This window comes from Siminovitchia acidinfaciens, from assembly GCF_003605385.1.
GTDB lineage: Bacteria > Bacillota > Bacilli > Bacillales > Bacillaceae_C > Siminovitchia > Siminovitchia acidinfaciens.
Genome location: NZ_QYTV02000003.1, coordinates 327,206 through 351,737 on the forward strand (window position 1 = coordinate 327,206; position 24,532 = coordinate 351,737).

The following is a 24,532-nucleotide window of genomic DNA, read 5'->3' on the forward strand; positions in this document are numbered from 1 at the left end:
GTGGCATCATCGAAGTTAACGCTTTTTCTTCGTGAGATGAACGCTTTCGAAGGTTTCCTTGTCCTGTTGCTTCGCTTGCACAAGGACGACCTGTGCGTCTCTGGACAATGAAAAGCTTCTTTTAAATAAAATATATTAAAACAAACTTTACTTTTGAAGAAACGGCCCGGAAATATTGCCGGACCGTTTCTGTATGAATTCAGGAGTGAAGTGTAAACATAAAACAAAGTTTACAATTTACCTGCTTCTCTATATTTTTTCTTAGTTGCAAAGCCATAGCCCATTATAGAGATTAAAATAATCAAACAGACGATCATTCCGACGGGACTTCCTGCACCGAGGGAAAAGCCCATCCCTATGATAGATAACGCTGCTAATATGGCTAAAAAAAGAAAATTCCACTTAATGCCATTCACGCTGTTCGCCCTCCTCATCCATTTATTGTACAAAAAAATTAACGGCTTGGCTACTATTGTGATATAATCATTAGGTTATATGCTATATTTGTTCAATTTGTAGAAAATATAACGTTAGACAGAATTTTCTATTCAAAAGGGGATTCATCATGTCTAACTCCGATTGACAGGATGTCCTAGTACCGACGGAGCCACAGAACGTGGCGTATTAAGTCGGCCAGACACCATCGGCTCGAGGTCACAAGTTGCGAGGAAGTATATTCAGGATGAACATACTCCTGTGGCATTTTATATTCGAGGAAGTGCATGTTTCCCTCGTCGAAAAGCTGTATGAAGTAAGTGATTTCGGAGATGTTTTTCAAGGTGTGATTGAAATCAGTTGCCTTGCTGTGATAGCTGAGGAACTGTTACTCGCAATTTGCCTTGCGCTTTTCTTTAAAACTCAGGCAGGAGGAAATACTTTGAATAAAAGAAATGATATAAGAAATATTGCAATTATCGCTCACGTTGACCATGGGAAAACAACTTTGGTCGACCAACTCCTTAAGCAATCCGGAACTTTCAGGACGAACGAGCATGTCGAAGACCGGGTAATGGATTCCAATGACTTGGAACGTGAACGAGGAATAACAATTTTGGCTAAAAATACCGCCATTCAATATAAAGATACAAAAATCAATATCATGGATACACCGGGCCATGCCGATTTTGGTGGGGAAGTGGAACGGATATTAAAAATGGTGGACGGAGTCCTTCTAGTTGTTGATGCATATGAAGGCTGCATGCCCCAAACTCGTTTTGTATTGAAAAAAGCCTTGGAACAGAACCTTACACCCATCGTTGTGGTAAATAAGATTGACCGGGACTTTGCCCGGCCTGAAGAAGTGGTAGATGAGGTTCTTGAATTATTTATCGAGCTTGATGCCAATGACGATCAATTGGAGTTCCCAGTCATTTATGCTTCAGGCATCAACGGAACGGCAAGCAAGGAGCCCACTCATCAAGATGAAAATATGGAAGTTCTTTATGAAACGATCCTGGAACATATTCCGGCACCGGTTGAAAACCGGGATGAGCCTCTCCAGTTTCAAGTATCTCTCCTGGACTATGATAAATATGTCGGACGGGTTGGTGTCGGCCGTATTTTCCGAGGAACAATCAAGGTAGGACAGCAAGTTGCCCTTATGAAACAGGATGGACATGTCAAGCAATTCCGCGTGACAAAGTTATTTGGTTTCTTCGGATTAAAAAGGGTTGAAATTGATGAAGCGTATACCGGGGATATCGTGGCAATATCAGGAATGGAAGATATCAACGTTGGAGAAACGCTATGTCCGGTTGATCATCAAGAACCTCTGCCAATGGTAAAAATAGACGAGCCTACTTTGCAAATGACATTTCTGGTCAACAACAGCCCATTTGCGGGTAGAGAGGGTAAATTTGTAACAGCTAGAAAAATTGAGGAAAGACTTAAAACACAGCTAGAGACGGATGTAAGCCTACGTGTAGAAGATACAGATTCACCTGATGCCTGGGTTGTTTCCGGGAGGGGTGAGCTGCATCTGTCCATTTTAATTGAGAACATGCGCCGTGAAGGGTTTGAACTTCAGGTATCCAAACCGAAGGTCATTGTCAAAGAAATTGACGGTACCTTATGCGAACCTATTGAGCGTGTCCAAATTGACACACCTGAGGAATATACAGGAAGCATCATTGAATCACTTGGCACACGAAAAGGAACAATGCTGGACATGATAAACAACGGAAAAGGGCAGGTCCGTTTGATATTTAATGTTCCTGCAAGGGGATTGATCGGATATACTACCGAGTTCATGTCAATAACACGAGGTTATGGAATTTTGAACCATACATTTGACACATATGAGCCGATGGCTTCGGGCCAGATTGGCGGCAGGCGTCAAGGGGTGCTTGTTTCGATGGAAGGCGGAAAAGCCACTGCCTACGGGATTATGCATATTGAAGATAGGGGTACAATTTTCGTCGAGCCAGGCACTGAGATTTATGAGGGCATGATTGTCGGAGAACATACGAGAGAGAATGATTTGGCGGTAAATATCACAAAAACGAAGCACGCAACAAATGTCCGTTCAGCAAATAAGGACCAGACATCAGTAATCAAGAGACCGCGGATCATGTCTTTGGAAGAATCCCTTGAGTATTTGAATGATGATGAATTATGTGAAGTGACTCCAGAGTCCATTCGTCTGCGTAAGACAATTTTGAACAAAAATGAACGGGAAAAAGTAGCTAAAAAGAAAAAGTTTGCGTAAAGCATTATAAAGCTTACGAAATATGGTATGCTTAATTGGGATTCCTTTATATAAGGAATCCCTTTCTAAAGAAATAGGAGGTATCATGAATGAATTTCATCGGTAGTCTGTATTTTGTCATTGGCATGACAAAAGCGGACCAAGCTGCAATTGATAGATTTTCTCCTTTTTTAAAATTTTATTATCAACTGACGCAAAGTGCGGAAATCTCAAATTGGCTTATGTTTATTACTATCTTTGCGTTGTGTATCCTTGTATATAAACTCGGATTTGCCAAAAAACTGCCGCTGTTGAAATCAGCCATCATTTATATTTTCATGTTTATCGGCTGTTTGATGTTTACATTTCTTGCGATCTTTCTCCCGATTGCTGAAGGGCTCGTCGTAGCGGCGCTCATATTGGGAATTTATAAAATCAGATTGAACAGGGAGAAAAAAGCAGGTACATTTAATAACTAAAAAGACCGGAAGCTGAAGCTTCCGGTCTTTTTGTCGTTTAGGAAATAATAAGGTCTATGTTTATGGATAATTTGTTTATCGGATTATTCTACGTCCTGCTCCAGACGATAGGGGCTAGAGATTGCATTTGGTCAATCCAATGAAGTCAAAGAACAACTTCACTGGATTGCCCTCCGACGCACAGGATGTGCTGGTGCAAGCGAAGCGACAGGAAGTCGTGTTCTGAGCGTGCCGGCGCTTGCGCATCTGTTCATATTCTTATAATTCTTTTTCTTTTTGATTGAAACTGTATAGTTGAAACTGCCCGCTTGCAAGACGTGCTTTTGTTTTCACTTCGATTCTTTTATGACACTCATCGCACATAAAGGTATGAATCGGCCTGTTTCTTAACTTTTTTGCAAGGGGTGTGTCATTTTCCAGATCATGCTGCTGATCACAAATAACGCATTGCACTTTCAAGTTGACCACCTCTGTAAAAGGATATTGTTCTATTACTTCATTATAGCACGTTGCTGCATAATTCTTACATGGTTATTTGGCGTAAAGATTATGAAGTACATTGGTTTTGTAAATATTCTTAAGTATTATCACTGATTGGATTGTTCTACTTGCTCCTTTTGGATTTGGCGTCTTTCAGGCTTGTCCAATTCCTGTTTCTGCTTTTGAGGCGCTTCTTGAGGGTTTTTGTTATTCTCGCGCGGCGGCAGTTCAGGCATCAACCGTCCTGTAATATCAGCTAATTCATTGATGATTCCCTGGATCGGCCTGCCCGCGGACATATCCGCTCTAATTTCTTTCAATCTTGCGTTGATATCGGGATCTGCTACTACAACAGCGCCGGCTCCCAGTGGATCATGTTTAATGCTTTCTGCTACAGAATATTTAATGGTGCCCACTTTTGATCGGTCCAGATCTTTATCAACATCAATCCCTATTATCGCATAGTCGCCAGCTACTACAGCTGTTGCACCTCTTACATTCGGAATACTGGAAGCGAGATCGGCTAAATAATCTGCACGGCTTTCATCAGCAGTACGGGTGTTATCCTGCCGGTTTATTTCGGATCTTGTTTTCTGAACAGATGGCTGCCCATCATCTCTTTGGGTTTCATTCATTTGTCCACACGCCCCAAGTGTAAGAGCAATTAATAATAAAATAGCTATCCTCAAAGTGATTTCCTCCTGAATATATTTTTTCCGCCAACTATCGTTATTTTTTTATTGTGCAATAAGGCTTCTAAGTTTATGCATGCCTACATATATTTCAGAAAAAGAGCTGTCCCTGTATGGTACATTCTAATGGAACCGGCCGATCTACAGCATCATATGATATTAAAAAGGAGCAGGAGGCATCAATTTGACGAAAATTTACGTGTTAGATACGAATGTCTTGTTGCAAGACCCGAATGCCGTCTATTCATTCCAAGACAATGAGATTGTGATTCCGGCGGTTGTGTTGGAAGAATTGGACTCAAAGAAAAGGTATATGAATGAGATTGGCAGAAACGCAAGACATGTTTCCAAATTGATAGACGGCTTCAGACAGATCGGAAAACTGCACGAAAGGATAGCCTTGGAAAATGGAGGAACGTTAAGAATAGAACTCAACCATAGATCATTCCATCAACTTCAAGAAATTTTTTTGGAAAAAACGAATGACAACCGCATATTGGCGGTAGCAAAAAATATAGCACTCGAAGAAGAGAAAAAAGAAAATGGGAAGCCTGTCATTATCGTCAGCAAAGATGCTTTATTAAGAGTTAAGGCAGATGCCCTTGGACTGCTTGCAGAAGACTTTTTAAGCGACCGGGTTGTCGAGGTAGATCATATATATACCGGGACCCAGGAAATATTTGTTAATATAGATTTATTAAGGATTTTTTATGAAACTGGCGAAATATCTGGCATCGATGTAATAAACAGCAAACCTTTGTATCCAAATCAATTTATTATCATGAAGGATGAGCTGGGAAGTTCATCGTCAGGGCTGGGAATAGTGGATGAAACCGGAACAATCATCAAAAAACTTGTTACCCATTTCGACTCCATATGGGGTATCAAGCCGAGGAATGTTCAACAGACGATGGCTGTGGAGCTGCTCTTTCGACCCGATATAGAGTTGATAACTATGATCGGCAAAGCCGGTACCGGAAAAACACTTTTGGCCTTGGCTGGTGGATTGATGCAAACTGAGGATATGAAAAGGTATAAAAAGCTGTTGGTAGCACGCCCGATCGTTCCCGTCGGAAAAGATATTGGGTATTTGCCGGGTGAGAAGCAGGAGAAGCTGCGGCCGTGGATGCAGCCAATTTATGATAATCTTGAATATTTATTTAACACAAAAAAGCCGGGTGAACTCGATTCTATACTTGCTGGCATGGGAACCATAGAAGTGGAAGCACTGACATATATAAGAGGGCGTAGCATTCCGAAACAATTCATCATAATAGATGAGGCGCAAAACCTTACAAAGCATGAGGTAAAAACCATTTTAACAAGGGTAGGGGAAGGAAGTAAAATTGTCCTGATGGGTGATCCCCAACAAATAGACCATCCGTATCTGGATGAATATAATAATGGATTGACCTATGTGTTGGAGAAATTTAAAGAAGAAAGTGCCGCCGGACATATTAAGTTGATAAAAGGAGAGAGATCTGACCTGGCGCAGCTTGCGGCAGATATATTGTAGAAAAAGAAAAAACAGGCGGCCAATGCGCCTGTTTTAAATGTTACTGTACCCGAAACCCCTTCACATTCTTTATGGGGTTTTCCTTATTGGAGCCATCCGGATGCAACACATGGACTGGTCCATCCTCACGAAGCGGTTTTCCATTCTTAGAAAAGGCCAGAATCAGATTCTTCCCCTCATCAAGAGGTACTGAAAGTTCACCCTCTGTAGTTTCAATGACAAGTTCTGATGCCCCCTGTTCAGGTTCGGCATTTTCCAGGAACGGTTTTAAAGCAATACCAAAGGAACCGGTCAAAATCTTCACTTTTTCAAATTGGCGCTCCGACTTTAGTGTAGGCGGTGAGACAGCCCCTTCTTTAATCACGCGGTCCCAATGTTTTGAAGCTACCGTAAATTCTGGGTCATCCGTGTCTTTTTCTTTCTTTTCCTCTGAAAAATATGTATTCAAATCTATACGCCGATCGTCAAAAATCCATACTCCGGCGTCCAATGTGATTGGATACTTCACTTTTCCCTTAATGGGCATGATTGTATTCATGGCTTACCTCCTTTTTTCACTTCAGTTAGTATAACTCTAAAAAGTTGAAATTGAAAGTCTGGTAAAAATATGAAACGTGGTAAGAACCGTATATATAATCAAGATAGAGCCCGCTCATAAAACTGCAGACAAAATACCGCAATCCCTTGCAATTTAGCAGTAATAGGGTTAAAATTTACAGATAGTATTGTCTATTTGTCCGGAGATAGGGGGATTAAATGTGGTGTCTGATATGAAACTGAATCATCGGGAAAAAGCCTATGCTCTTTTGAAGGCAGACGCAGATAAAATACTGCGTTTGATACAGGTGCAAATGGACAACTTAACAATGCCTCAATGTCCTTTATACGAGGAAGTTCTTGATACGCAAATGTTTGGCTTTTCTCGTGAGATAGATTTTGCCGTTCGTTTGGGTTTGGTTGATGAAAAGGATGGAAAAGAGTTGATTTTTTCATTAGAGAGGAAACTGTCTGCACTTCACGACGCATTTACTGAAAGTGAAAAATGAAGAGGTGCAAGCAGCAAACTTCTCACCGAACAGTAAAGCTCAAACAGTTCATCTGTAATTGTTTGAGTTTTTTTGTCTATTTGAATGACCGAATCCAACTCTTGAAGACAGGAAGTTTCATTCCCACAGGAAACTTGTAATCTGTTTTTGTGAAATCTGAATGATAGATTGGATGAAACTTATGTTAAAAAAGATAATCAAATCATATGACTATTCCATTATTTCGGCGTATTTTATTCTTTGTCTATTTGGATTAATTATGATTTATAGTGCAAGTATGGTAATGGCCGTTCATTATTATGAGACTTCTCCTGATTTCTTTTATCAGAAGCAGAAATTGAATCTAGCGATCAGCTTTCTGGTTTTTTTGTTTTTTGCACTTTTTCCATACAAGGCATATAAGAATAAAAAGTTTCTTATTTTTATTACACTGACTGCAATCATCGGATTATTTTCCGTTGACATTTTTGGTCATGTAGCCAAAAACGCCCAAAGAGGAATCGACTTGGGTACAAGGAATATCCAGCCATCAGAATTTGTAAAGCTAAGTGTCATTGTGTATTTATCAGCTGTATACTCCAAGAAGCAAGCGTACATAAATCAACTCGATAAAGGTGTCTTGCCACCGTTGTTATTTCTTATTTTTGTCTGTTTCTTAATTGCCATGCAGCCGGATAACGGAACCGCACTTATCACGTTCCTTATTGGACTGATGATTATCATGTGTTCGGGCATGCGCTTTAAGACGATTTTAAAGATAGGTCTGCTCGGTCTGCTTTTGGCCGCGTTTTTTGCACCATTTGTCATTTTGAAATCGGACAAAATATTTACTGAAAAACGCCTAGGTCGAATTTCTGGATTTTTAGATCCGTTCGGTACAGGCCAAAATGAAGGTTTTCAACTTGTAAATTCGTATTTGGCCATTGGCTCGGGGGGGCTGAAGGGCCTTGGCTTGGGGAACAGTGTTCAAAAGCTCGGGTATTTGCCGGAAGCACACACTGATTTCATCATGGCGGTCATTGCGGAAGAATTGGGGGTTTTCGGGGTTACGCTTGTTTTGGCGGGCCTCAGTTTCATAGTTTTGCGGGGACTATATATCAGTACGAGAAGCCGCGACCCATTTGGAAGCATGCTCGCTATCGGAATATCCGGGATGATCGGTATCCAATCCTTTATTAACCTAGGCGGTATGTCCGGGATTATCCCAATCACAGGTGTAACATTGCCGTTTGTAAGTTATGGTGGCTCCTCGATTCTTGTTCTATCGATAGCCATGGGAATACTCACTAATGTATCAATGTTCACTAACTATGAAGAAAAATACAAGACTGAAAAAACTGTTCCTGTTCCCCGGACTGACAGATTTCGGGAAGTCAGCAAAGATAAGCGTCCATGGGTGAACCTTAAATAGACAGATAAATTGTTTATGAAAGGGAGAGCTTAGATGACAAAGATTAGCAAAGTATTAGTTGCCAACCGCGGGGAAATAGCCATCCGTGTGTTTCGAGCTTGCACAGAGCTTGGAATCCGCACGGTGGCTGTTTATTCCAGAGAGGACTCCGGTTCCTATCACCGCTACAAAGCGGATGAGGCTTATCTGATAGGAGAAGGGAAGAAGCCGATCGACGCCTATTTGGATATCGAGGGCATCATTGAGGTTGCCAAGAGGTCTGAGGCCGATGCCATCCATCCGGGCTACGGATTTTTATCAGAAAACATCGAGCTTGCCAAACGCTGCGCCGAAGAGGGGCTGACTTTCATCGGCCCTGATATTCGTCATCTGGATATGTTCGGCGATAAAGTCAAAGCGAAACACCAGGCAGTCCTTGCTGGCATCCCTGCAGTCCCTGGAAGTGACGGTCCCATAGAAAGCCTGGAAGAGGCGGCTGCCTTCGGAAATGAATACGGTTACCCCATTATGGTAAAAGCCTCTCTTGGCGGCGGTGGGCGGGGAATGCGAATCGTCCGAAGCAAAGGGGAGCTGAAGGAAGCATATGAACGTGCAAAGTCAGAAGCGAAAGCAGCCTTTGGCGACGATGAGGTCTATGTTGAAAAGTTCATTGAGAATCCGAAGCATATAGAGGTGCAAATCCTTGGAGATTCCCATGGGAATCTCGTCCACCTGTTTGAACGCGACTGCTCAGTGCAAAGACGACACCAAAAAGTGGTAGAGACCGCACCATGCGTGTCGCTGAGTGATGACATGAGGGACGGGATTTGCAATGCTGCTGTCCAGCTGATGAACAATGTGGAATACCTGAACGCTGGTACTGTTGAATTCCTTGTAGAAGGGGATCAGTTTTATTTTATTGAGGTGAACCCAAGAATCCAGGTGGAACATACCATTACCGAAATGATCACGGGCATCGATATTGTCCAATCGCAGATTCTGATTGCAGAAGGACATCCTCTTCATGGAAATAAAGTACAAATACCGAAGCAGGAAAACATCCAAATGAATGGATATGCCATTCAGTCAAGAGTAACGACGGAAGATCCGCTTAATGATTTCATGCCTGATACTGGAAAGATCATGGCGTTTAGGACTGGCGGAGGATTTGGCGTTCGGCTGGATGCTGGGAACGGATTCCAGGGAGCAGTCATCACACCGTACTATGACTCCTTGCTTGTGAAACTGTCCACCCAGGCACTGACATTTGAGCAGGCTGCGGCTAAAATGGTCAGAAATCTTAAGGAATTCAGGATTCGAGGAATTAAAACAAATATCCCGTTTTTGATTAACGTCATGCAGCACGAGCGGTTTATCACGGGCAAATATGACACTTCCTTTTTGGACAGCGCCCCTGAGCTGTTTTCCTTCCCCGAAAGCAAGGATCGCGGAACAAAGATGCTCACTTACATAGGAACAGTCACCGTCAACGGCTTCCCAGGCATCGAGAAAGCGAAAAAGCCAGTGGAACCGGATCCGAGGATTCCTGCTATTCCTGTCGACCACCCGGTTTCGCCGGGTACTAAACAGATACTTGATGAGCAGGGAGCTGACGGCCTGGTCGACTGGGTCAGGAAGCAGGATAAGGTTCTGATTACTGATACGACCTTCCGGGATGCGCATCAATCGTTGCTTGCCACCCGGATCCGGAGCCGCGATCTTCTACAGGCGGCTGAACCAACAGCACATCTTCTTCCCGAACTCTTCTCCGTCGAGATGTGGGGAGGGGCAACCTTTGATGTTGCCTATCGGTTCCTGAAGGAGGATCCGTGGGACCGGCTTGACCAGATGAGGGAGAAGATGCCGAACATCCTCTTTCAGATGTTATTTCGGGGGTCGAACGCTGTAGGCTATAAAAACTATCCTGATAATGTAATCAAGGCGTTCATCCGGGAATCGGCACATTCAGGAATAGATGTCTTCAGGATTTTTGATAGTCTGAATTGGGTCAAGGGAATGGAAGTGGCGATTGATTCGGTCCGCCAGACGGGAAAGATTGCTGAAGCGGCCATTTGTTATACAGGAGATATCAATGATCCGGAAAGACCGAAATACCACATGGGCTATTACAAGGACATGGCCAGGGAGCTGCAGGCACTGGGGGCACATATGCTAGCAATCAAGGATATGGCTGGCTTGCTTAAGCCGGAAGCCGCTTATCGACTAATCTCTGAACTGAAGGAGACAGTCGACCTGCCAATTCACCTGCATATGCATGATACGAGCGGCAACGGCATCCTCACCTATGTGAAGGCGATTGAGGCGGGAGTGGATATCATTGATACGGCACTCGGATCAATGGCCGGTTTGACGTCCCAGCCGAGCCTGAACACGTTGTATTATGCCTTGGAAGGGACGGATAAGGCTCCGGAAATTGATATTGACTCGCTAGAGAAGCTGTCGTATTACTGGGAAGATGTCCGGAAATATTACAGGGACTTTGAAAGCGGAATGCTTGCACCGCACACAGAAGTTTACAAGCACGAGATGCCTGGCGGACAGTACAGTAACCTGCAGCAGCAGGCGAAGGCTGTAGGTCTCGGCGGACGTTGGGAAGAGGTTAAGGATATGTACAGCCGGGTAAACCATATGTTTGGCGATATTGTCAAGGTGACGCCTTCTTCCAAGGTGGTCGGGGATATGGCGCTGTTCATGGTGCAAAATGATTTGGATGAAGCGGCCGTATTGGAGAGAGGCATGTCCATCGACTTCCCTGATTCCGTCATAGAGTTATTTGAGGGATATCTTGGACAGCCTAATGGCGGATTTCCTGAAGAACTGCAACGTGTCATCCTGAAGGGGAGGGAGCCCATCACCGTCCGTCCTGGCGAGCTCCTGGAAGATGTGGATTTCGGGCAGTTGAAAAAGGACCTGGCCGAAGAGACGGGAATAAAAGTTTCAACGAGGGACCTCATTGCCTATGCCCTTTATCCGAAGGTATTTGAAGATTATATCGCAACGATGAACCAGTTCGGAGATATTTCTGTACTAGACACCCCCACTTTCGTCCACGGCATGAGGCTCGGCGAGGAAATCGAAGTGGAGATTGAGACAGGAAAGACATTGATCGTTAAACTTGTATCAATCGGCCAGCCTCAACCTGATGGTACAAGAGTCGTTTACTTCGAACTAAACGGCCAGCCCCGGGAAGTCGTCATCAAGGACGAGAACATCAAGTCGACTGTAGTACTAAAGAAGAAGGCCGACCCAAAAAATCAGGCCCATATCGGCGCTACGATGCCAGGGACGGTTTTGAAGGTGCTTATCGAAAGAGGGGAGAAGGTAAAGAAGGGAGACCATCTCGTCCTTACCGAAGCGATGAAAATGGAAACGACGGTCCAGGCGCCGTTTTCAGGAATCATCAAGGATATTTATGTCCAAGCCGGAGATGCCATTCAGCCGGGAGATCTCTTGATAGTAGTGGAGAAATAAAAAAAAGATCTTGCACAATTGAACACCTGTGCAAGATCTTTTTTATTGAGGTTAAATAAAGAGTATTTCTTATTGAGTGATCATATTTGGCGATTTAATATCAGATTTTCCATTTGCGCTATCATTCGTCTGTGAAACTGTGGAAAATTCCATACTGCTGCCTCTCGTGATTAACATGATGAAGTAGCTTAGCAGGCCGAACAGGCAAGTAATGAAAAGAGCATGAGCCAAAGCGAAATAGATATTCAGGCTTGTGAATACGACAACCGCTCCGGCCACTACTTGCAATGACACGAGAATGAAAGCGATGATCCAACCTTTGACGACGACCATCTGATCTTTGTAATGTTTGATGGCCATCCATGTAATGTAACCGATCCATAAAAAGATAAGGCCGGCCATGAATCGATGTCCCATCTGAATCCATTCATATATATTGGTTGGAAGGGAGAATGGTGAGCTATTCATGCAAAAAGGCCAATCTTTACATACAAGGCTGGCTTCTGTATGGCGGACAAGAGCACCTGTGTAAACTACAACATAAGAATAAACCGTTACTCCAATTGTGTGATATTTCATTTTTTTATCAAGTCTAATGTTCGAAGTATCAAGTTTTTGATCCACTTCAAAAATTAGCAAGGTCAATAAAAATACGGAAGCAAAAGAAATTAGTGAGATTCCGAAGTGAAGCGCTAATACGAAATCAGACTGACCCCAGACTACCGCTGCTGCCCCGATCAAAGCTTGTAATATTAGAAAGAAAACAGACAGGATAGCAAGAGTTTTTGTTTCTCTTTTATCCCCGATTGTTTTCCAAGCCCAAATAGAAAGTATCAGAACAAGAAAGGCAGCACTTCCGGAAACAACCCGATGAGCCAGCTCAATGATAAGCTCTGCAGTAATGTTTGTTGGGATGAGCTGTCCATTACAAAGAGGCCATGATCTTCCGCATCCCATTCCGGAGTCGGTCTTGGTAACTAATGCACCGCCAAGAAGTACAAATACCATCACAACTGTAGTAAGTACAGCAAACCATTTTAATTTCCGGTGCAAAATTTCACCTACTATCCTTATATAATTTTACTTTATAATGATTAATTTCAACTTTGATACTACATAAACAAGTTCAAAAAAACAACCGACAAATTTGTTAACGAGGTCGAAAAAGGTATAAACTTGAAAAAAACGTTGATTTTTGATAGAAATTGTATATAGGGAATGGTGAATTAATATCCTTTTAACTTTTCCCCCGCTACACATTTTGGATGTATGTTATATCTGCATGACACACTTTGGACAAAATAATGGCTGAATGCAGTATAAAAATCATTGGATTATATGATTAAATATATTGTTGAAGGCCTTCGTTCAAAGAACCGGTTCATCTGCCCTGGCTTTTCAATTACTATATGCTACAATATGGTGTGCAGGTCCATTGGCATGCTTTTTGTCTGAAGTTGAAAAAACAGGAAAATTAGTGAACAAATAACGAAACATAGTACATAATGCAGGTAAACTGCCTCAAGATGGCCTATATTAAGAATAAGAAGTAAATATGTTTTGGGAAAGGAGACGAGTGGAAAAAGATATGGAAAACAGTCGCCTCATATCTAAAGTGGAGGCCCCTCCTTCAACAGCCTGGTCTGACTTCATGTCACTGATCAAAATCGGGATTGTCAATTCAAATCTGATTCCTGTATTTGCCGGGCTATGGCTTGCACTCATTTTCAACGGACAGCATTTCCTCCGATCCTTGGACACTGTCATTTTCACGTTGCTAGGGTCTGCCTTTATTATGGCTGGTTCATGTGCCTTCAATAATTATATTGACCGTGATATTGACCCCATTATGGAGAGGACGAAAACCAGACCAACAGTGACGGGCAGAATAAGTGGCGGGAAAGTACTAATAGTAGGGTTCACTTTTGTGATATTGGGCTTAACCCTTATCTTTCTTACCAATGCAACAGCCGGTGTTATCGGCATTGTTGGGGTGTTCAGCTATGTGGTCCTTTACAGCATGTGGGCGAAACGGAAACTTGTTAGCAACACTGTCATCGGAAGCCTTTCGGGAGCGGTTCCACCGCTTATCGGGTGGGCAGCAGTCGATCCAAGTCTGCCAACAATGGCATGGATGCTTTTCCTCCTCATGTTCATATGGCAACCGCCACATTTTTATGCGCTGGCCATGAGAAGAACTGAAGAGTACAGGGCTGCCAGTATACCTATGCTTCCTGTTGTGAAGGGTTTTGCTGCCACTAAGCGCAGTATACTCATGTGGGTGGCATTATTGCTTCCGATTCCATTTTTCATGTCTGCGTTGGGAATACCATTTGTCGTTTTAGCCACGATATTAAATATTGGTTGGCTCGCGTTGGGAATTGCTGGATATAAAATGAAAAATGATATAAAATGGGCAACGCTCATGTTTGTTTATTCCTTAAACTATTTGACCATTCTTTTTACTGCAATCGTAATTTTTGCGGTGATTTAGCTTGGGAATTCTTTCTTTTTAAAAGAAATCCATATAGAAACACCCGGTCCTAGCAACCACTAAGATATTTTACGAAAGAGGGGTTTGATTGAATTATGAAACTATGGCTGCAAAAGTGGCGTCTATTATCATTATTAACGATGTTGGCGCTTTTGCTTTCAGGCTGCGGCGAGCCGTTTCTATCCGCGCTTGTTCCCGCAGGAGAAGTTGGTAAACAGCAGTATGATCTCATTCTTCTTAGTTTAGGGATCATGTCACTGGTAATCATTGTTGTAGTAATTATCTTTATCTTTGCCATCATTAAATTCCGACGTAAAGATGATAGAATTCCAAAACAGGTGGAAGGCAGCCATACGCTGGAAATCGTTTGGACTGTAATCCCGATTGTTTTGCTTCTAATCCTTGCTGTTCCAACAGTTGCTGTTACTTTCAGCCAAGGTGATGTTGCTGCAATTGATAAAAAAGACGCTGACGGAAACAGGGAAGCCCTTGTTGTCAACGTTCGTGCACATTTATACTGGTGGGAATTTGAATATCCGGACCTTGGAATTGTAACAAGCCAGGACCTCGTCATTCCTACAGATGAGAAAGTGTACTTCCAACTGGAAGGTGCAGATATTAAACACTCATTCTGGATTCCGCCATTAGGTGGTAAGTTGGATACGAACCCGGAAAACGTCAATAAATTCTGGTTGATTGCTGATAGCGATAAGGCTGAAGAAGCCGGAAATATCTTCTATGGAAAATGTGCCGAGCTTTGTGGTCCTTCACATGCTTTGATGGACTTTAAAGTAAAAGCAATTCCACAAAATGAGTTTGAAGCTTGGGTAGCTGACATGCAAAATGCGAAAGAAAAAGCACCTGAGCCAACTTCAGATTTAGCTGTACAAGGTGAGGAAATCTTTAACCAAAGCTGTATCACTTGCCATGCGGTTACACCAGACAATAGTACACCGCCTGCGGCAAGAACTGCTCCTAACCTAGCAGGATTTGCTGATCGCGAATTGATTGCAGGGATTCTGGATCACAATGAGGAAGAGTTGAAAAGCTGGTTGAAAGATCCTGAAAAGATTAAACCAGGCAATAAAATGACAGGTACGTATCCTGATTTGTCTGATGATGAATTGGACGCTTTGGCTGCGTATTTAATGGATCTGAAGGTACAAAAATAATTAAAGTATAATAAAGGGAGGTTTATTCGTGAGTACTATTGCTCAAAAAAGAGGCTTTGGCGCCACGCTCTGGGACTACTTGACGACTGTGGACCATAAAAAAGTCGGAATCATGTACTTTGCTGCAGGAGCCTTCTTCTTTCTTTTAGGCGGTATTGAAGCGATGATGATTAGAATCCAGCTTGCAATACCCAATAATGACTTTGTCAGCGCTGGAACATTTAACGAATTGCTAACGATGCATGGAACAACGATGATATTCTTTGCTGCCATGCCGATATTGATTGGATTTATGAACGCGATCATGCCTTTGCAAATTGGCGCGCGCGACGTAGCCTTCCCATTCTTGAATGCTTTGGGTTTATGGCTGTTCATTTTCGGAGGTTTGTTGGTGAATGCTTCATGGCTTCTTGGCGGAGCGCCTGATGCAGGATGGACATCTTACGCATCACTTGCCATGAACTCAACAAGCCATGGTGTAGACTTTTATGTCACAGGTATCCAAATTTCTGGTTTTGGAACACTTATGGGTGGAATTAACTTCCTTGTCACCATTATCAACATGCGTGCACCTGGAATGACTTATATGAGAATGCCGATGTTTAGCTGGGCTACATTTATTACGTCCGCACTAATTTTGTTCGCATTCCCTCCATTGACTGTTGCATTATTCTTGTTGACTTTTGATAGAATGTTTGGAGCGAACTTCTTTAATGTCGCTGCAGGCGGAAACACAATTATCTGGGAGCACTTCTTCTGGATTTTTGGACACCCGGAAGTTTATATTTTGATTTTGCCGATTTTCGGAGTGTTCTCTGAAATCTTTGCTACATTCTCAAGAAAAAGATTGTTCGGATACTCTTCAATGGTATTCGCAACTGTATTAATCGGATTCCTTGGATTCATGGTTTGGGCCCACCACATGTTTACAGTTGGCCTTGGTAATATCGCTAACGCGATCTTTGCTGTTGCTACAATGGCAATTGCCGTACCTACAGGTATTAAAATCTTTAACTGGCTCTTGACAATGTGGGGTGGAAGTATCAAATTTACTACTCCAATGATTTATGCAGCTGCATTTATTCCTTCATTCGTAATGGGTGGAGTTACAGGAATCATGCAGGCAGCAGCACCTGCTGACTATCAGTACCATGACACATACTTTATTGTTGCTCACTTCCACTATGTAATCGTTGGAGGAACTGTGTTTGGTATTTTGGCAGCAACGCATTTTTATTGGCCTAAAATTTTCGGAACAATGCTTAATGAAGCCTTAGGGAAAATTACTTTTGTGTTGTTCTTCGTTGGATTCCATTTAACATTCTTTATCCAGCATTTCCTCGGCTTGATGGGTATGCCGCGTAGAATTTATACATTCCTTGATGGCCAAGGATTGAACACTGGAAATATGATCAGTACCGTCGGAGCTTTGATGATGGGAGTAGCTGTAGTTGTATTACTAATAAACGTTATTATTACAACTGCTAAGAACGAAAAAGTTGCTAATGACCCATGGGGAGACGGACGTACAATTGAATGGGCGATACCTTCACCGCCTCCATACTACAACTTTGCACAGCTTCCATTAGTACGCGGTCTTGATGCATACTGGCTGGAAAAAATGGATGGGAAAACTGAAATGACTCCAGCAGAGCCTCTTGGTGAGATTCATATGCCAAATGGTTCATTCATACCATTCATGATCTCATTTGGTTTCACTGTTGCTTCATTTGGAGCCATTTACAACCAGGATCATGCTTGGGGAATTCCGGTATTAATTATAGGGTTCATCATTGCTTTTGGTTCAATGGCTGTACGCTCCTTGAAAGACGACCACGGCTATCATATTCCTGTATCTGAATTGAAGGAAGATGCTGAGAAAGGAGCTAAAGCATAATGGCAGTTGAACAGCAATTTACTCCGGAAACATGGCCGGAGACGCCAGAGAGGGCTACTCTGGAAGGAAAGAATAAATTCTTGGGTCTCTGGTTTTTCCTTGGAGGCGAGACCGTTCTCTTCGCCTCCTTCTTTGCCACGTATTTGGCACTTAAAGATAAAGTTCCAAACAGTGACAGCTTGACTTCAACAGACGTGTTTGGTTTACCGCTCGCATTTGCGATGACAATGCTTCTTTTAACAAGTTCTGTCACAAGTGTGTATGCTATCTACCATTTAAGGAACTTTAACTATAAAAAGATGCAATTGTGGTTCATTATTACGATTTTGTTAGGTCTTGGGTTCTTTGTACTTGAAATTTATGAGTTTTGGCACTATACGACAGGATTGGGATTCGGCTTTACAAGCAGCGCCTTCAGTTCCGCTTTCTATACGCTTGTAGGTTTCCACGGAGGCCACGTTGTTTTCGGTCTTGGATGGATCACGGCATTGCTTGTACGTAACAGAAAACGAGGACTAAGTCTTTATAACGCGCCAAAGTTTTACTTAGCAAGTATTTACTGGCACTTTATTGACGTTGTCTGGGTATTTATCTTCACTGTCGTTTACTTAATGGGAATGGTGGGATAACGTATGGAAGATCAATACTTAAGTTCAGGAAATCCGCGTGTTGATTATGAGTATCGTAGAAGAAGAAACAAGGAAGCCATGCGCCATCAAGTAATTTCTTTTGCCATTTCGATCTTTTTGACTCTAGTGGCATTCGGCGCGGTAGCTGCTGGATTTGACAAATGGTTTGTCATTCCATTTATCCTTTTGCTTGCATTGGTTCAAGTAATATTCCAATTATATTACTTCATGCACATGAGTGAAAAAGGACATGAAGCAGTCCAGTTGTTTATATACGGGGGAGTCATTATCGGGTTCGTTACCCTATTGGGCTTCTTGACCATCGTTTGGTGGTAAGCAATACTTTAGGCCAGTCGGAAATTCCGACTGGCTTTTTAATTTGGCCGAATATGGTAAATAGTGACATGTTCAGGGCATAATAATGGAAGCATGTAGAAAGGATCATGATTGTCCGGGATTGTTTTGAAAGACTAAAGTGCCAGGGGATGGACGTCGATGGACAGGCACCTATGGTTTACTTAGTGTCCAGCTAGGGCGCTCAGCCCCTAGAGGTCGCAAGCCTTCAAGGGAGGTAATTCAAGAAGAATGTGCTCCTGCGCCATAGCTAATTCGAGGAAGCCTTGTTCAGCTCGTCGCAAAGCTGGAGCAGATTCCAGAAGCTTCACATGATTGAGTAAGCTGCTTTCCTACGATAAGTCAACATCGGCTCCGACGGACAGGACGTCCTAGTGCAAGCGAAGCGACAGGATGTCGCGTCCTGAGCCTGCCTTCGTCGCCGTGTTTCCTTTATATCGTCAGGAGCCGTCCAGTCTGTACGTCGCTAAACGAGCACCTCCGCATTTCTACTGTCTAGCTGCGGCGCCTATCGACTAGCAGACTTCGCGTCTCCTCCTACGATAAGTCAACATCGCTTCGCTTCGCTTCGCTGCGCGTGTTTCCTTTATCTCGTCGAAGGCACTATTGTCCAGCTACAACGCCTAGCCCCTCGAGGTCACAAGCCAATTCCCTGTGGTGGCTGAAGTACTGCCTCCTCGGGAATCGTCTTGTGCTTGTCGGGGCTGACCAAGGCGTTTCCGCATTTCAGCTCAGTCTGTACGTCGATGGACAGGCACCTCCGCTTTTCTACTGTCTAGCTTCAGACGGCAGGGGCTCGAGGTCGCTTCGGTCAATTCAATGAAGTTAAAGAACAACTTCACTGGATTGCCCTCCAGCGCTTGTCGCCCCTAAACGGCCGTCTTCCGCATTTCTACTAATGTTCATCAACTTGTCATGCCGGAACGTTGAAGTGTGGAAATCAGCTACGTTATAATGGGATATAGAAGAGATTGTACACCATAAAAGAGGTGAAGGCAGTGCCTTTAAGTATTTTCGGTTTTCGCGCACTTTGGAGTCCTTATTTCATGGCTTTCATATTAATTTTGATTGCAGGATATTTCTTTCTGACAATCAAGAAGCGTCATCAATTCAATGAAAGTGAACCTTTGAAAAGGGGCCAAGCTGTTTTATTTTTAATCAGCATGTTGCTGCTTTACGTCATCAAGGGATCGCCGGTTGATTTGATGGCACATATTATGTTTACTTACCATATGGTCCAAATGGCTTTCCTATATTTGGTCATCCCACCGTTACTTATCTTGGGTATACCGAATTGGGTATGGACGCATATCATTGAAATGACGTTATTCAAAGGACTGTTTCGTTTCTTTACAAGGCCATTAATTGCGCTTGTTATGTTTAATGGTTTGTTTTCCATCTATCATATTCCGATGGTTATGGACTTTGTAAAAATGAACATTTTCCTGCACGCTTTTTATACTGTTGTGCTGTTTGTTTTTGCAATTTTCCTTTGGTGGCCGCTTGTCAACAAACTCCCGGGCCACTATCAGCTTCACGGCTTGAAAAAAATAGGTTATATTCTTGGGGACGGAGTACTGTTAACTCCGGCCTGCGGACTAATCATATTCGCACCTGAAGCGATGTATGCCACATACACAGACGGCGAAATGTGGATGAAGGCAATGGCTCTTTGTGTACCGGGTGCAACTCTCGAGGGCTTAAATATTAGCGGACCGGAGTTGTTTACCAATATGCCTGCCCAGGAAGATCAGCAGCTAGGCGGAGTTCTGATGAAAATCATTCAAGAAATCGTATTGGCAACTATCTTAGCAAGAGTTTTCTTTGAATGGTATAAAAAAGAGTCAAGGGAAATTGATCCGATTGATGAGAGCCTTGTTCAACAGGACCCTCATCCTGTGGACTAAATTGTTTGAAAAGGGGGGCATGACCCCCTTTTTTTAATAAGAAAAAAGAAAATCTAAACACCATTATGTGTTAAGTCTTACCTTGAGCGTTTTGGCTAGACGTCACATGTCGCTGGTAAGCTTTTTTGAAAGAATGTGCCCCTGAGGCATAGCATATTGTTGGAAGCAAAGGTTACCACGCCGCAAAGCTGTATGAAGCATATTCAGGGATGCTTTATATGATGTGATTACTGTCAGCCGCTTTGCACTTTTCATTATAAATATTATAGACAAGGAAGGGTTTTGAATCATGTCTGTTCCAATACTACCGACAATAAGTACAGTCTTTATTGTCATTAGCGCTGTACTTGTGGCCGTAGGCTGGGGAAAAATAAAAAAAGGCCAAATCGACAGTCATAAAAAAACAATGATTGCTGCCGCTTTTTTTGCGGTTGCCTTCTTTATCATCTACTCAAGCAGAACTGTTTTTATTGGAAATACTTCCTTTGGGGGACCTCAGAGTTTAAAACTTTTTTATACTATTTTTTTAATTTTTCATATTATGTTGTCTACAACAGGAGCTGTTCTGGGCATCATTTCACTTAGGTCAGGGCTAAAAGACAGATTAACTATTCATAAGAAATTGGGTCCTATTACGAGTATTGTCTGGTTTGGTACCGGAATTACTGGTGTATTAGTATACTTACTGCTTTATGTCTTTTATGAAGGAGGGGAAACGACCTCCTTGTTCAAAGCAATTTTGGGTCTTTAAAAAAGCATGCATGGTGAAAATTAGCCATGCATGCTTTTTATATTTTAAAATTCAATTTTATAATGCCGGCTTCTTTTGCTGTCTTAAAAATGATCAAAAGCAGTGGGCCAATAATGATCCCAAGCACCCCAAGGAGCTTCAAGCCCAAATACATGGCTATTAAAGTAGCAAGCGGTGAAAGGCCCATATGCGTGCCCATTACCTTTGGTTCCACTGTGCGTCTGATGACAAGCAGTATAACAGCCAAAATGGCAAGCTTTGTTCCCAAAACCAGATTGCCCGACAACAGGTGATATAAAGACCAAGGTCCAAGAATAATGATTGAACCGATAATTGGAATAAGGTCGATCACCCAAATAACAAGCGACATGATGATGGCAGTTTTTGGTGAAATAAGCAGCAAGCCGATAAGGCACACTGCAAAAATCAGTAAACTCACAAGAAACTGGGCTTTGAAAAAGCCTATGACCACGTGTGAAATCTGACCCATCATAAATTTAACTTTTTCAGATGTTTCTTCTTTCATGTGTCTATATAAACTTTTTTGAATCTTGGGCAGATCAATCATAAATAAAAATAATGCGATTAAATAAACTATAAAACTGACCAGGAAATTGGGTATGTATGAAAGTACAGCACTTATATTTTCGATATTTATATTTTGGCGAATTCCAATTATCATCGAATTCAAAAAGCCATTCACTTCATCGGTAATTGAATGAACTACTTCTTCTGGAAGAGCTTGTGCAGTATTTTTAAAACGTTCCTCGTAATCACTCCATATATCAGAAACATTGTTTACATAATGAGGAAAATCTTCGACTAATTTAACTCCTTGTCCGATTACCTTAGTCGTCAAAAAGAAGATGCCAGTGCCCAGAATTGCCGTAAAGACTGCAAAAACAATCATGACTATGAAATGCCTTTTTAAAGATACTTTGGTTTGCAGAAGCTTAACGATAGGATCTAGCATAAGAGCGGTGATTAATGCAGTAATCAGAGGTACGGAAACTGGCATGATGAAGTAAAGTGCCAATGAAATTAGTACAATGATCAAACCAATAATTAAGTGTTTTCTTTTTATCATACCAAACAATTCACATCCCTTTTATATTGTATGGCATTTTTGAATAGTCAATTATATATAAACAGAAAAGAACACGGTCAGCTTTGTCCGTGTTCTTGCTGATGATTATTGAGCTGCAAAAACCTCTACGTCTTTCTTGATAGCAGCTACAATTTCATTGCATTGCTTAACGAGTGAAGCAGGGTAAACTTCGTCCTCGCCGTATTCTACACCATGAGGATAATAGTGCTTGCCGAGCATTGGGGTCATTAATTGAATCAGCGCCTTGCCGGCCCCTACATCTCCTTCAATTGCATAGCCAGGAATACGCAAGTAATATGTACCTTCTTGAATAACAAATTTATGGTCATATGTCACTCTTTCATAATCCCATTGACCAGCACGCACCATGCGGTGTTTTGACATTACTTCGTCAAGCCGGTTCAATTCAATTTTAAACGATTCTAATCCGATGTTATCAAATTTCATGTTTCTTTCCCTCCTAAGAAATTCAGGCCGCTAATAATACCCCATATTTTATAATAGTCGAAAAAACAGCTAGTTGCAACGAAATCAATCATAAATTGCTGTACACCCGGGTGGCCCTTTTTTGCAAGTATAAAATGAACCTTGGATGGTGATTATATGAAACGAGAATTGTAAAAATCCCTATAGGAGGAACGAAATGACCCATATTAGAGATATTATGACTCAAGACGTAGAAACTTGTTCACTTAAAGATAATGTTTTTGAAGTTGCTGTTAAAATGAAAGAGCTGAATGTCGGGGTCATTCCCATAGTAGAAAATAAACGGCTGATGGGAATCATCACAGACAGGGATCTCGTTCTTCGTTGCATTGCGGAAAAACAGCCTCCATCATCCAAGGTGGAGGACGTCATGAGCGAAAATCTATTTACTGTCACTCCGGATACGACAACGCAGGAAGCAGCAAGATTAATGGCAAAAGAGCAAATTCGTCGATTACCCGTTGTGGACAATGGCATGCTTGTCGGTATTGTTGCTTTAGGTGATTTGGCAGTAAGAGATTTAACGGACAATCAGGCAAAGCATGCACTGTCGGAAATATCAGAGGATGATGGAGAGCAGGCCACTCATTGATGAAATTAAACGAAGTTTATTCTTGATAAGCGCGGACAAACAGCAGTATTTTATTGAATTGCTTGTACTTAGACATCTTGTCGGTCAAAATTAAGTAAACATGCTTGAACAACGAAAAACCCTATAAATCAGGGTTTTTTCGTTGTTCGGCTATATGTTCATACTAAAGGAAATGGTATAATATACTCAAAATAATGAATGAGTACTAGAGAGAAGGGGTAAAACTGCGTACATTATTCCGAATCATAATTTTTACAGCAGCATTACTTGTTGTTAGTTTTTACTTATATACCCCTAAAGAAGTGGGCCCCTTAAAAGACGATACATATTCACTCCCTCCAAAACATGATAATGATAAAACAATCCCTCCTTCCCATATGACAGTAACGGATAAGCAGCCGTCAGAAGGCCTTGCATCCTTGATTGGAAGTCCTGTGAAAGAGCTGGTGGAAGCGTATGGTGAACCTGACAGAAAGGATCCTTCGGCTTATGGTTATGAGTGGTGGATTTACAATGAGAAACTTGATTCGTATATGCAGGCAGGCATTCAAAATGGCAAGGTTGTTACCATATATGCGGTTGGAAGAGAGCTGGACATTTCTCCTTTTAAAACGGATCAGTCCATAGAGGATATCTATCGTTCAACAATACTTGAGACTGAAATTGTAGTGAATGCTCAAGAAGGCACCTATCGGTTCGAATTATCAGAAGAGGATTTAAACATCCGTCCGCTAATACAGCTTGGTGATATATTCGCGCAGCTGTCAATTGATAAGTTCACCGGTTCATTGTTCAGTGTCAGATTCTTGGATAAAAAAACACTAATCAGCCATCGTCCCTATGAGCTTGTTTACCGTGGAGACTTGAATGACCCAAAGGATCCTGATGAAAATGATTGGAGGCCAATAGAAAGAGGTAGTGAAAAGCAAATTTTCGATATTACTAACATCTTTCGCATGAAGTTTGATCTTACTCCGCTGCGTTGGGATGAAGAAGTCGCAGAGGTGGCATACGGGCATAGTAAAGATATGAGTGAAAACGATTATTTTGCGCACGATTCGCCGGTCTTCGGAGATCTTTCAAAACGGTTGAAGCATGGAGATATCCACTTCCAAACAGCTGGTGAAAATATAGCGGCTGAATATATTGATGGACCTGCTGCCGTCGAGGGATGGCTGAATTCTGAAAATCACCGTAAAGCTCTTTTGGAAAAGGACTTTACTCTGATTGGTGTGGGAGTCTATAAGAAACAATATACTCAAAACTTTATTAAGCCGACAGAATTATGAAGTGTTTCAGTTTTGCCATGAACAATCATGATCAATTATCATAATATAAATGGACGGATAAATTGAGGTGAT

General features: G+C 42.1%; 22 protein-coding genes. 15 read left to right on the forward strand and 7 right to left on the reverse strand.

From position 1 onward, the window contains the following. Positions 1-230 precede the first annotated feature (230 nt). On the reverse strand, positions 231-416 hold the full coding sequence (locus D4T97_RS08900; protein WP_126049773.1) for a YlaF family protein: 186 nt from the start codon (positions 414-416) through the stop codon (positions 231-233). A gap of 461 nt (positions 417-877) precedes the next feature. Here D4T97_RS08900 and typA point away from each other — a divergent pair, with 461 nt between their 5' ends. Beyond that, positions 878-2,707, forward strand: coding sequence for a translational GTPase TypA (gene typA / locus D4T97_RS08905; RefSeq protein ID WP_126050264.1), 1,830 nt, complete (start codon positions 878-880; stop codon positions 2,705-2,707). 89 nt (positions 2,708-2,796) lie between these two features. Continuing rightward, the gene (locus D4T97_RS08910; protein WP_197721177.1) at positions 2,797-3,165 is read left to right on the forward strand and encodes a YlaH-like family protein; all 369 of its coding nucleotides are present in this window, start codon (positions 2,797-2,799) and stop codon (positions 3,163-3,165) included. Between the two features lie 258 nt (positions 3,166-3,423). Here the strand turns inward: D4T97_RS08910 and D4T97_RS08915 are convergent, their stop codons facing one another. Continuing rightward, positions 3,424-3,624, reverse strand: coding sequence for a YlaI family protein (locus D4T97_RS08915; RefSeq protein ID WP_126049775.1), 201 nt, complete (start codon positions 3,622-3,624; stop codon positions 3,424-3,426). A 128-nt stretch (positions 3,625-3,752) separates the two neighbouring features. Continuing rightward, positions 3,753-4,334: a YhcN/YlaJ family sporulation lipoprotein gene (locus D4T97_RS08920; protein WP_126049777.1), complete on the reverse strand. Its 582-nt coding sequence runs from the start codon at positions 4,332-4,334 to the stop codon at positions 3,753-3,755. A 187-nt stretch (positions 4,335-4,521) separates the two neighbouring features. Here D4T97_RS08920 and D4T97_RS08925 point away from each other — a divergent pair, with 187 nt between their 5' ends. Beyond that, positions 4,522-5,853, forward strand: coding sequence for a PhoH family protein (locus D4T97_RS08925; protein ID WP_126049779.1), 1,332 nt, complete (start codon positions 4,522-4,524; stop codon positions 5,851-5,853). 40 nt (positions 5,854-5,893) lie between these two features. On the opposite strand, the gene D4T97_RS08930 is transcribed toward D4T97_RS08925, so the two are convergent. Further along, positions 5,894-6,391, reverse strand: coding sequence for a peptidyl-prolyl cis-trans isomerase (locus D4T97_RS08930; RefSeq protein ID WP_126049781.1), 498 nt, complete (start codon positions 6,389-6,391; stop codon positions 5,894-5,896). Between the two features lie 232 nt (positions 6,392-6,623). Between D4T97_RS08930 and D4T97_RS08935 the strand changes: the two genes are divergently transcribed. The 3 genes from D4T97_RS08935 to pyc all read left to right on the forward strand — a co-directional run bounded on the left by D4T97_RS08935 (position 6,624) and on the right by pyc (position 11,781). Continuing rightward, entirely contained in the window at positions 6,624-6,899 is a 276-nt protein-coding gene (locus tag D4T97_RS08935) for a YlaN family protein (RefSeq protein ID WP_408021598.1), read from the forward strand. Between the two features lie 181 nt (positions 6,900-7,080). After that, on the forward strand, positions 7,081-8,310 hold the full coding sequence (locus D4T97_RS08940; protein WP_126049785.1) for an FtsW/RodA/SpoVE family cell cycle protein: 1,230 nt from the start codon (positions 7,081-7,083) through the stop codon (positions 8,308-8,310). A gap of 33 nt (positions 8,311-8,343) precedes the next feature. After that, complete coding sequence (gene pyc, locus D4T97_RS08945) at positions 8,344-11,781, forward strand: pyruvate carboxylase (protein WP_126049787.1); 3,438 nt, start codon at positions 8,344-8,346, stop codon at positions 11,779-11,781. 69 nt (positions 11,782-11,850) lie between these two features. Here pyc and D4T97_RS08950 read toward each other — a convergent pair whose 3' ends face one another. Continuing rightward, positions 11,851-12,834, reverse strand: coding sequence for a COX15/CtaA family protein (locus tag D4T97_RS08950; RefSeq protein WP_126049789.1), 984 nt, complete (start codon positions 12,832-12,834; stop codon positions 11,851-11,853). Between the two features lie 535 nt (positions 12,835-13,369). Between D4T97_RS08950 and cyoE the strand changes: the two genes are divergently transcribed. From cyoE to D4T97_RS08985, 7 genes are all read left to right on the forward strand, one after another. Next, positions 13,370-14,275: a heme o synthase gene (gene cyoE, locus D4T97_RS08955; protein WP_126050268.1), complete on the forward strand. Its 906-nt coding sequence runs from the start codon at positions 13,370-13,372 to the stop codon at positions 14,273-14,275. 95 nt (positions 14,276-14,370) lie between these two features. Beyond that, positions 14,371-15,447: a cytochrome c oxidase subunit II gene (gene coxB, locus D4T97_RS08960; RefSeq protein WP_126049791.1), complete on the forward strand. Its 1,077-nt coding sequence runs from the start codon at positions 14,371-14,373 to the stop codon at positions 15,445-15,447. Positions 15,448-15,475: 28 nt separating this feature from the next. Beyond that, positions 15,476-17,344 (forward strand): cytochrome c oxidase subunit I, encoded by a 1,869-nt coding sequence (gene ctaD, locus D4T97_RS08965; RefSeq protein WP_126049793.1) that lies wholly within the window; start codon positions 15,476-15,478, stop codon positions 17,342-17,344. Beyond that, a complete protein-coding gene (locus D4T97_RS08970; protein WP_126049795.1) occupies positions 17,344-17,973 on the forward strand; it encodes a cytochrome c oxidase subunit 3 in 630 nt (209 codons plus the stop codon). The genes ctaD and D4T97_RS08970 overlap by 1 nt, the downstream gene beginning before the upstream one ends. A 3-nt stretch (positions 17,974-17,976) precedes the next feature. Then, positions 17,977-18,309 carry a cytochrome c oxidase subunit IVB gene (gene ctaF / locus D4T97_RS08975; protein WP_126049797.1) on the forward strand — a complete coding sequence of 111 codons (333 nt, stop codon included), beginning with the start codon at positions 17,977-17,979 and terminating at the stop codon, positions 18,307-18,309. 1,016 nt (positions 18,310-19,325) lie between these two features. Next, entirely contained in the window at positions 19,326-20,234 is a 909-nt protein-coding gene (ctaG, locus tag D4T97_RS08980) for a cytochrome c oxidase assembly factor CtaG (protein WP_126049799.1), read from the forward strand. 289 nt (positions 20,235-20,523) lie between these two features. After that, positions 20,524-20,985 (forward strand): DUF420 domain-containing protein, encoded by a 462-nt coding sequence (locus D4T97_RS08985; RefSeq protein WP_126049801.1) that lies wholly within the window; start codon positions 20,524-20,526, stop codon positions 20,983-20,985. Positions 20,986-21,022: 37 nt separating this feature from the next. Here the strand turns inward: D4T97_RS08985 and ytvI are convergent, their stop codons facing one another. Further along, positions 21,023-22,081 (reverse strand): sporulation integral membrane protein YtvI, encoded by a 1,059-nt coding sequence (ytvI, locus tag D4T97_RS08990; RefSeq protein ID WP_408021595.1) that lies wholly within the window; start codon positions 22,079-22,081, stop codon positions 21,023-21,025. Positions 22,082-22,177: 96 nt separating this feature from the next. Next, positions 22,178-22,540 (reverse strand): YugN family protein, encoded by a 363-nt coding sequence (locus D4T97_RS08995; protein WP_126049805.1) that lies wholly within the window; start codon positions 22,538-22,540, stop codon positions 22,178-22,180. A 196-nt stretch (positions 22,541-22,736) separates the two neighbouring features. Between D4T97_RS08995 and D4T97_RS09000 the strand changes: the two genes are divergently transcribed. Both D4T97_RS09000 and D4T97_RS09005 read left to right on the forward strand, forming a co-directional pair. Further along, positions 22,737-23,171 (forward strand): CBS domain-containing protein, encoded by a 435-nt coding sequence (locus tag D4T97_RS09000; protein WP_126049807.1) that lies wholly within the window; start codon positions 22,737-22,739, stop codon positions 23,169-23,171. 419 nt (positions 23,172-23,590) lie between these two features. Next, on the forward strand, positions 23,591-24,460 hold the full coding sequence (locus tag D4T97_RS09005; RefSeq protein ID WP_235872196.1) for a CAP domain-containing protein: 870 nt from the start codon (positions 23,591-23,593) through the stop codon (positions 24,458-24,460). The last annotated feature ends 72 nt before the right edge of the window (positions 24,461-24,532 follow it).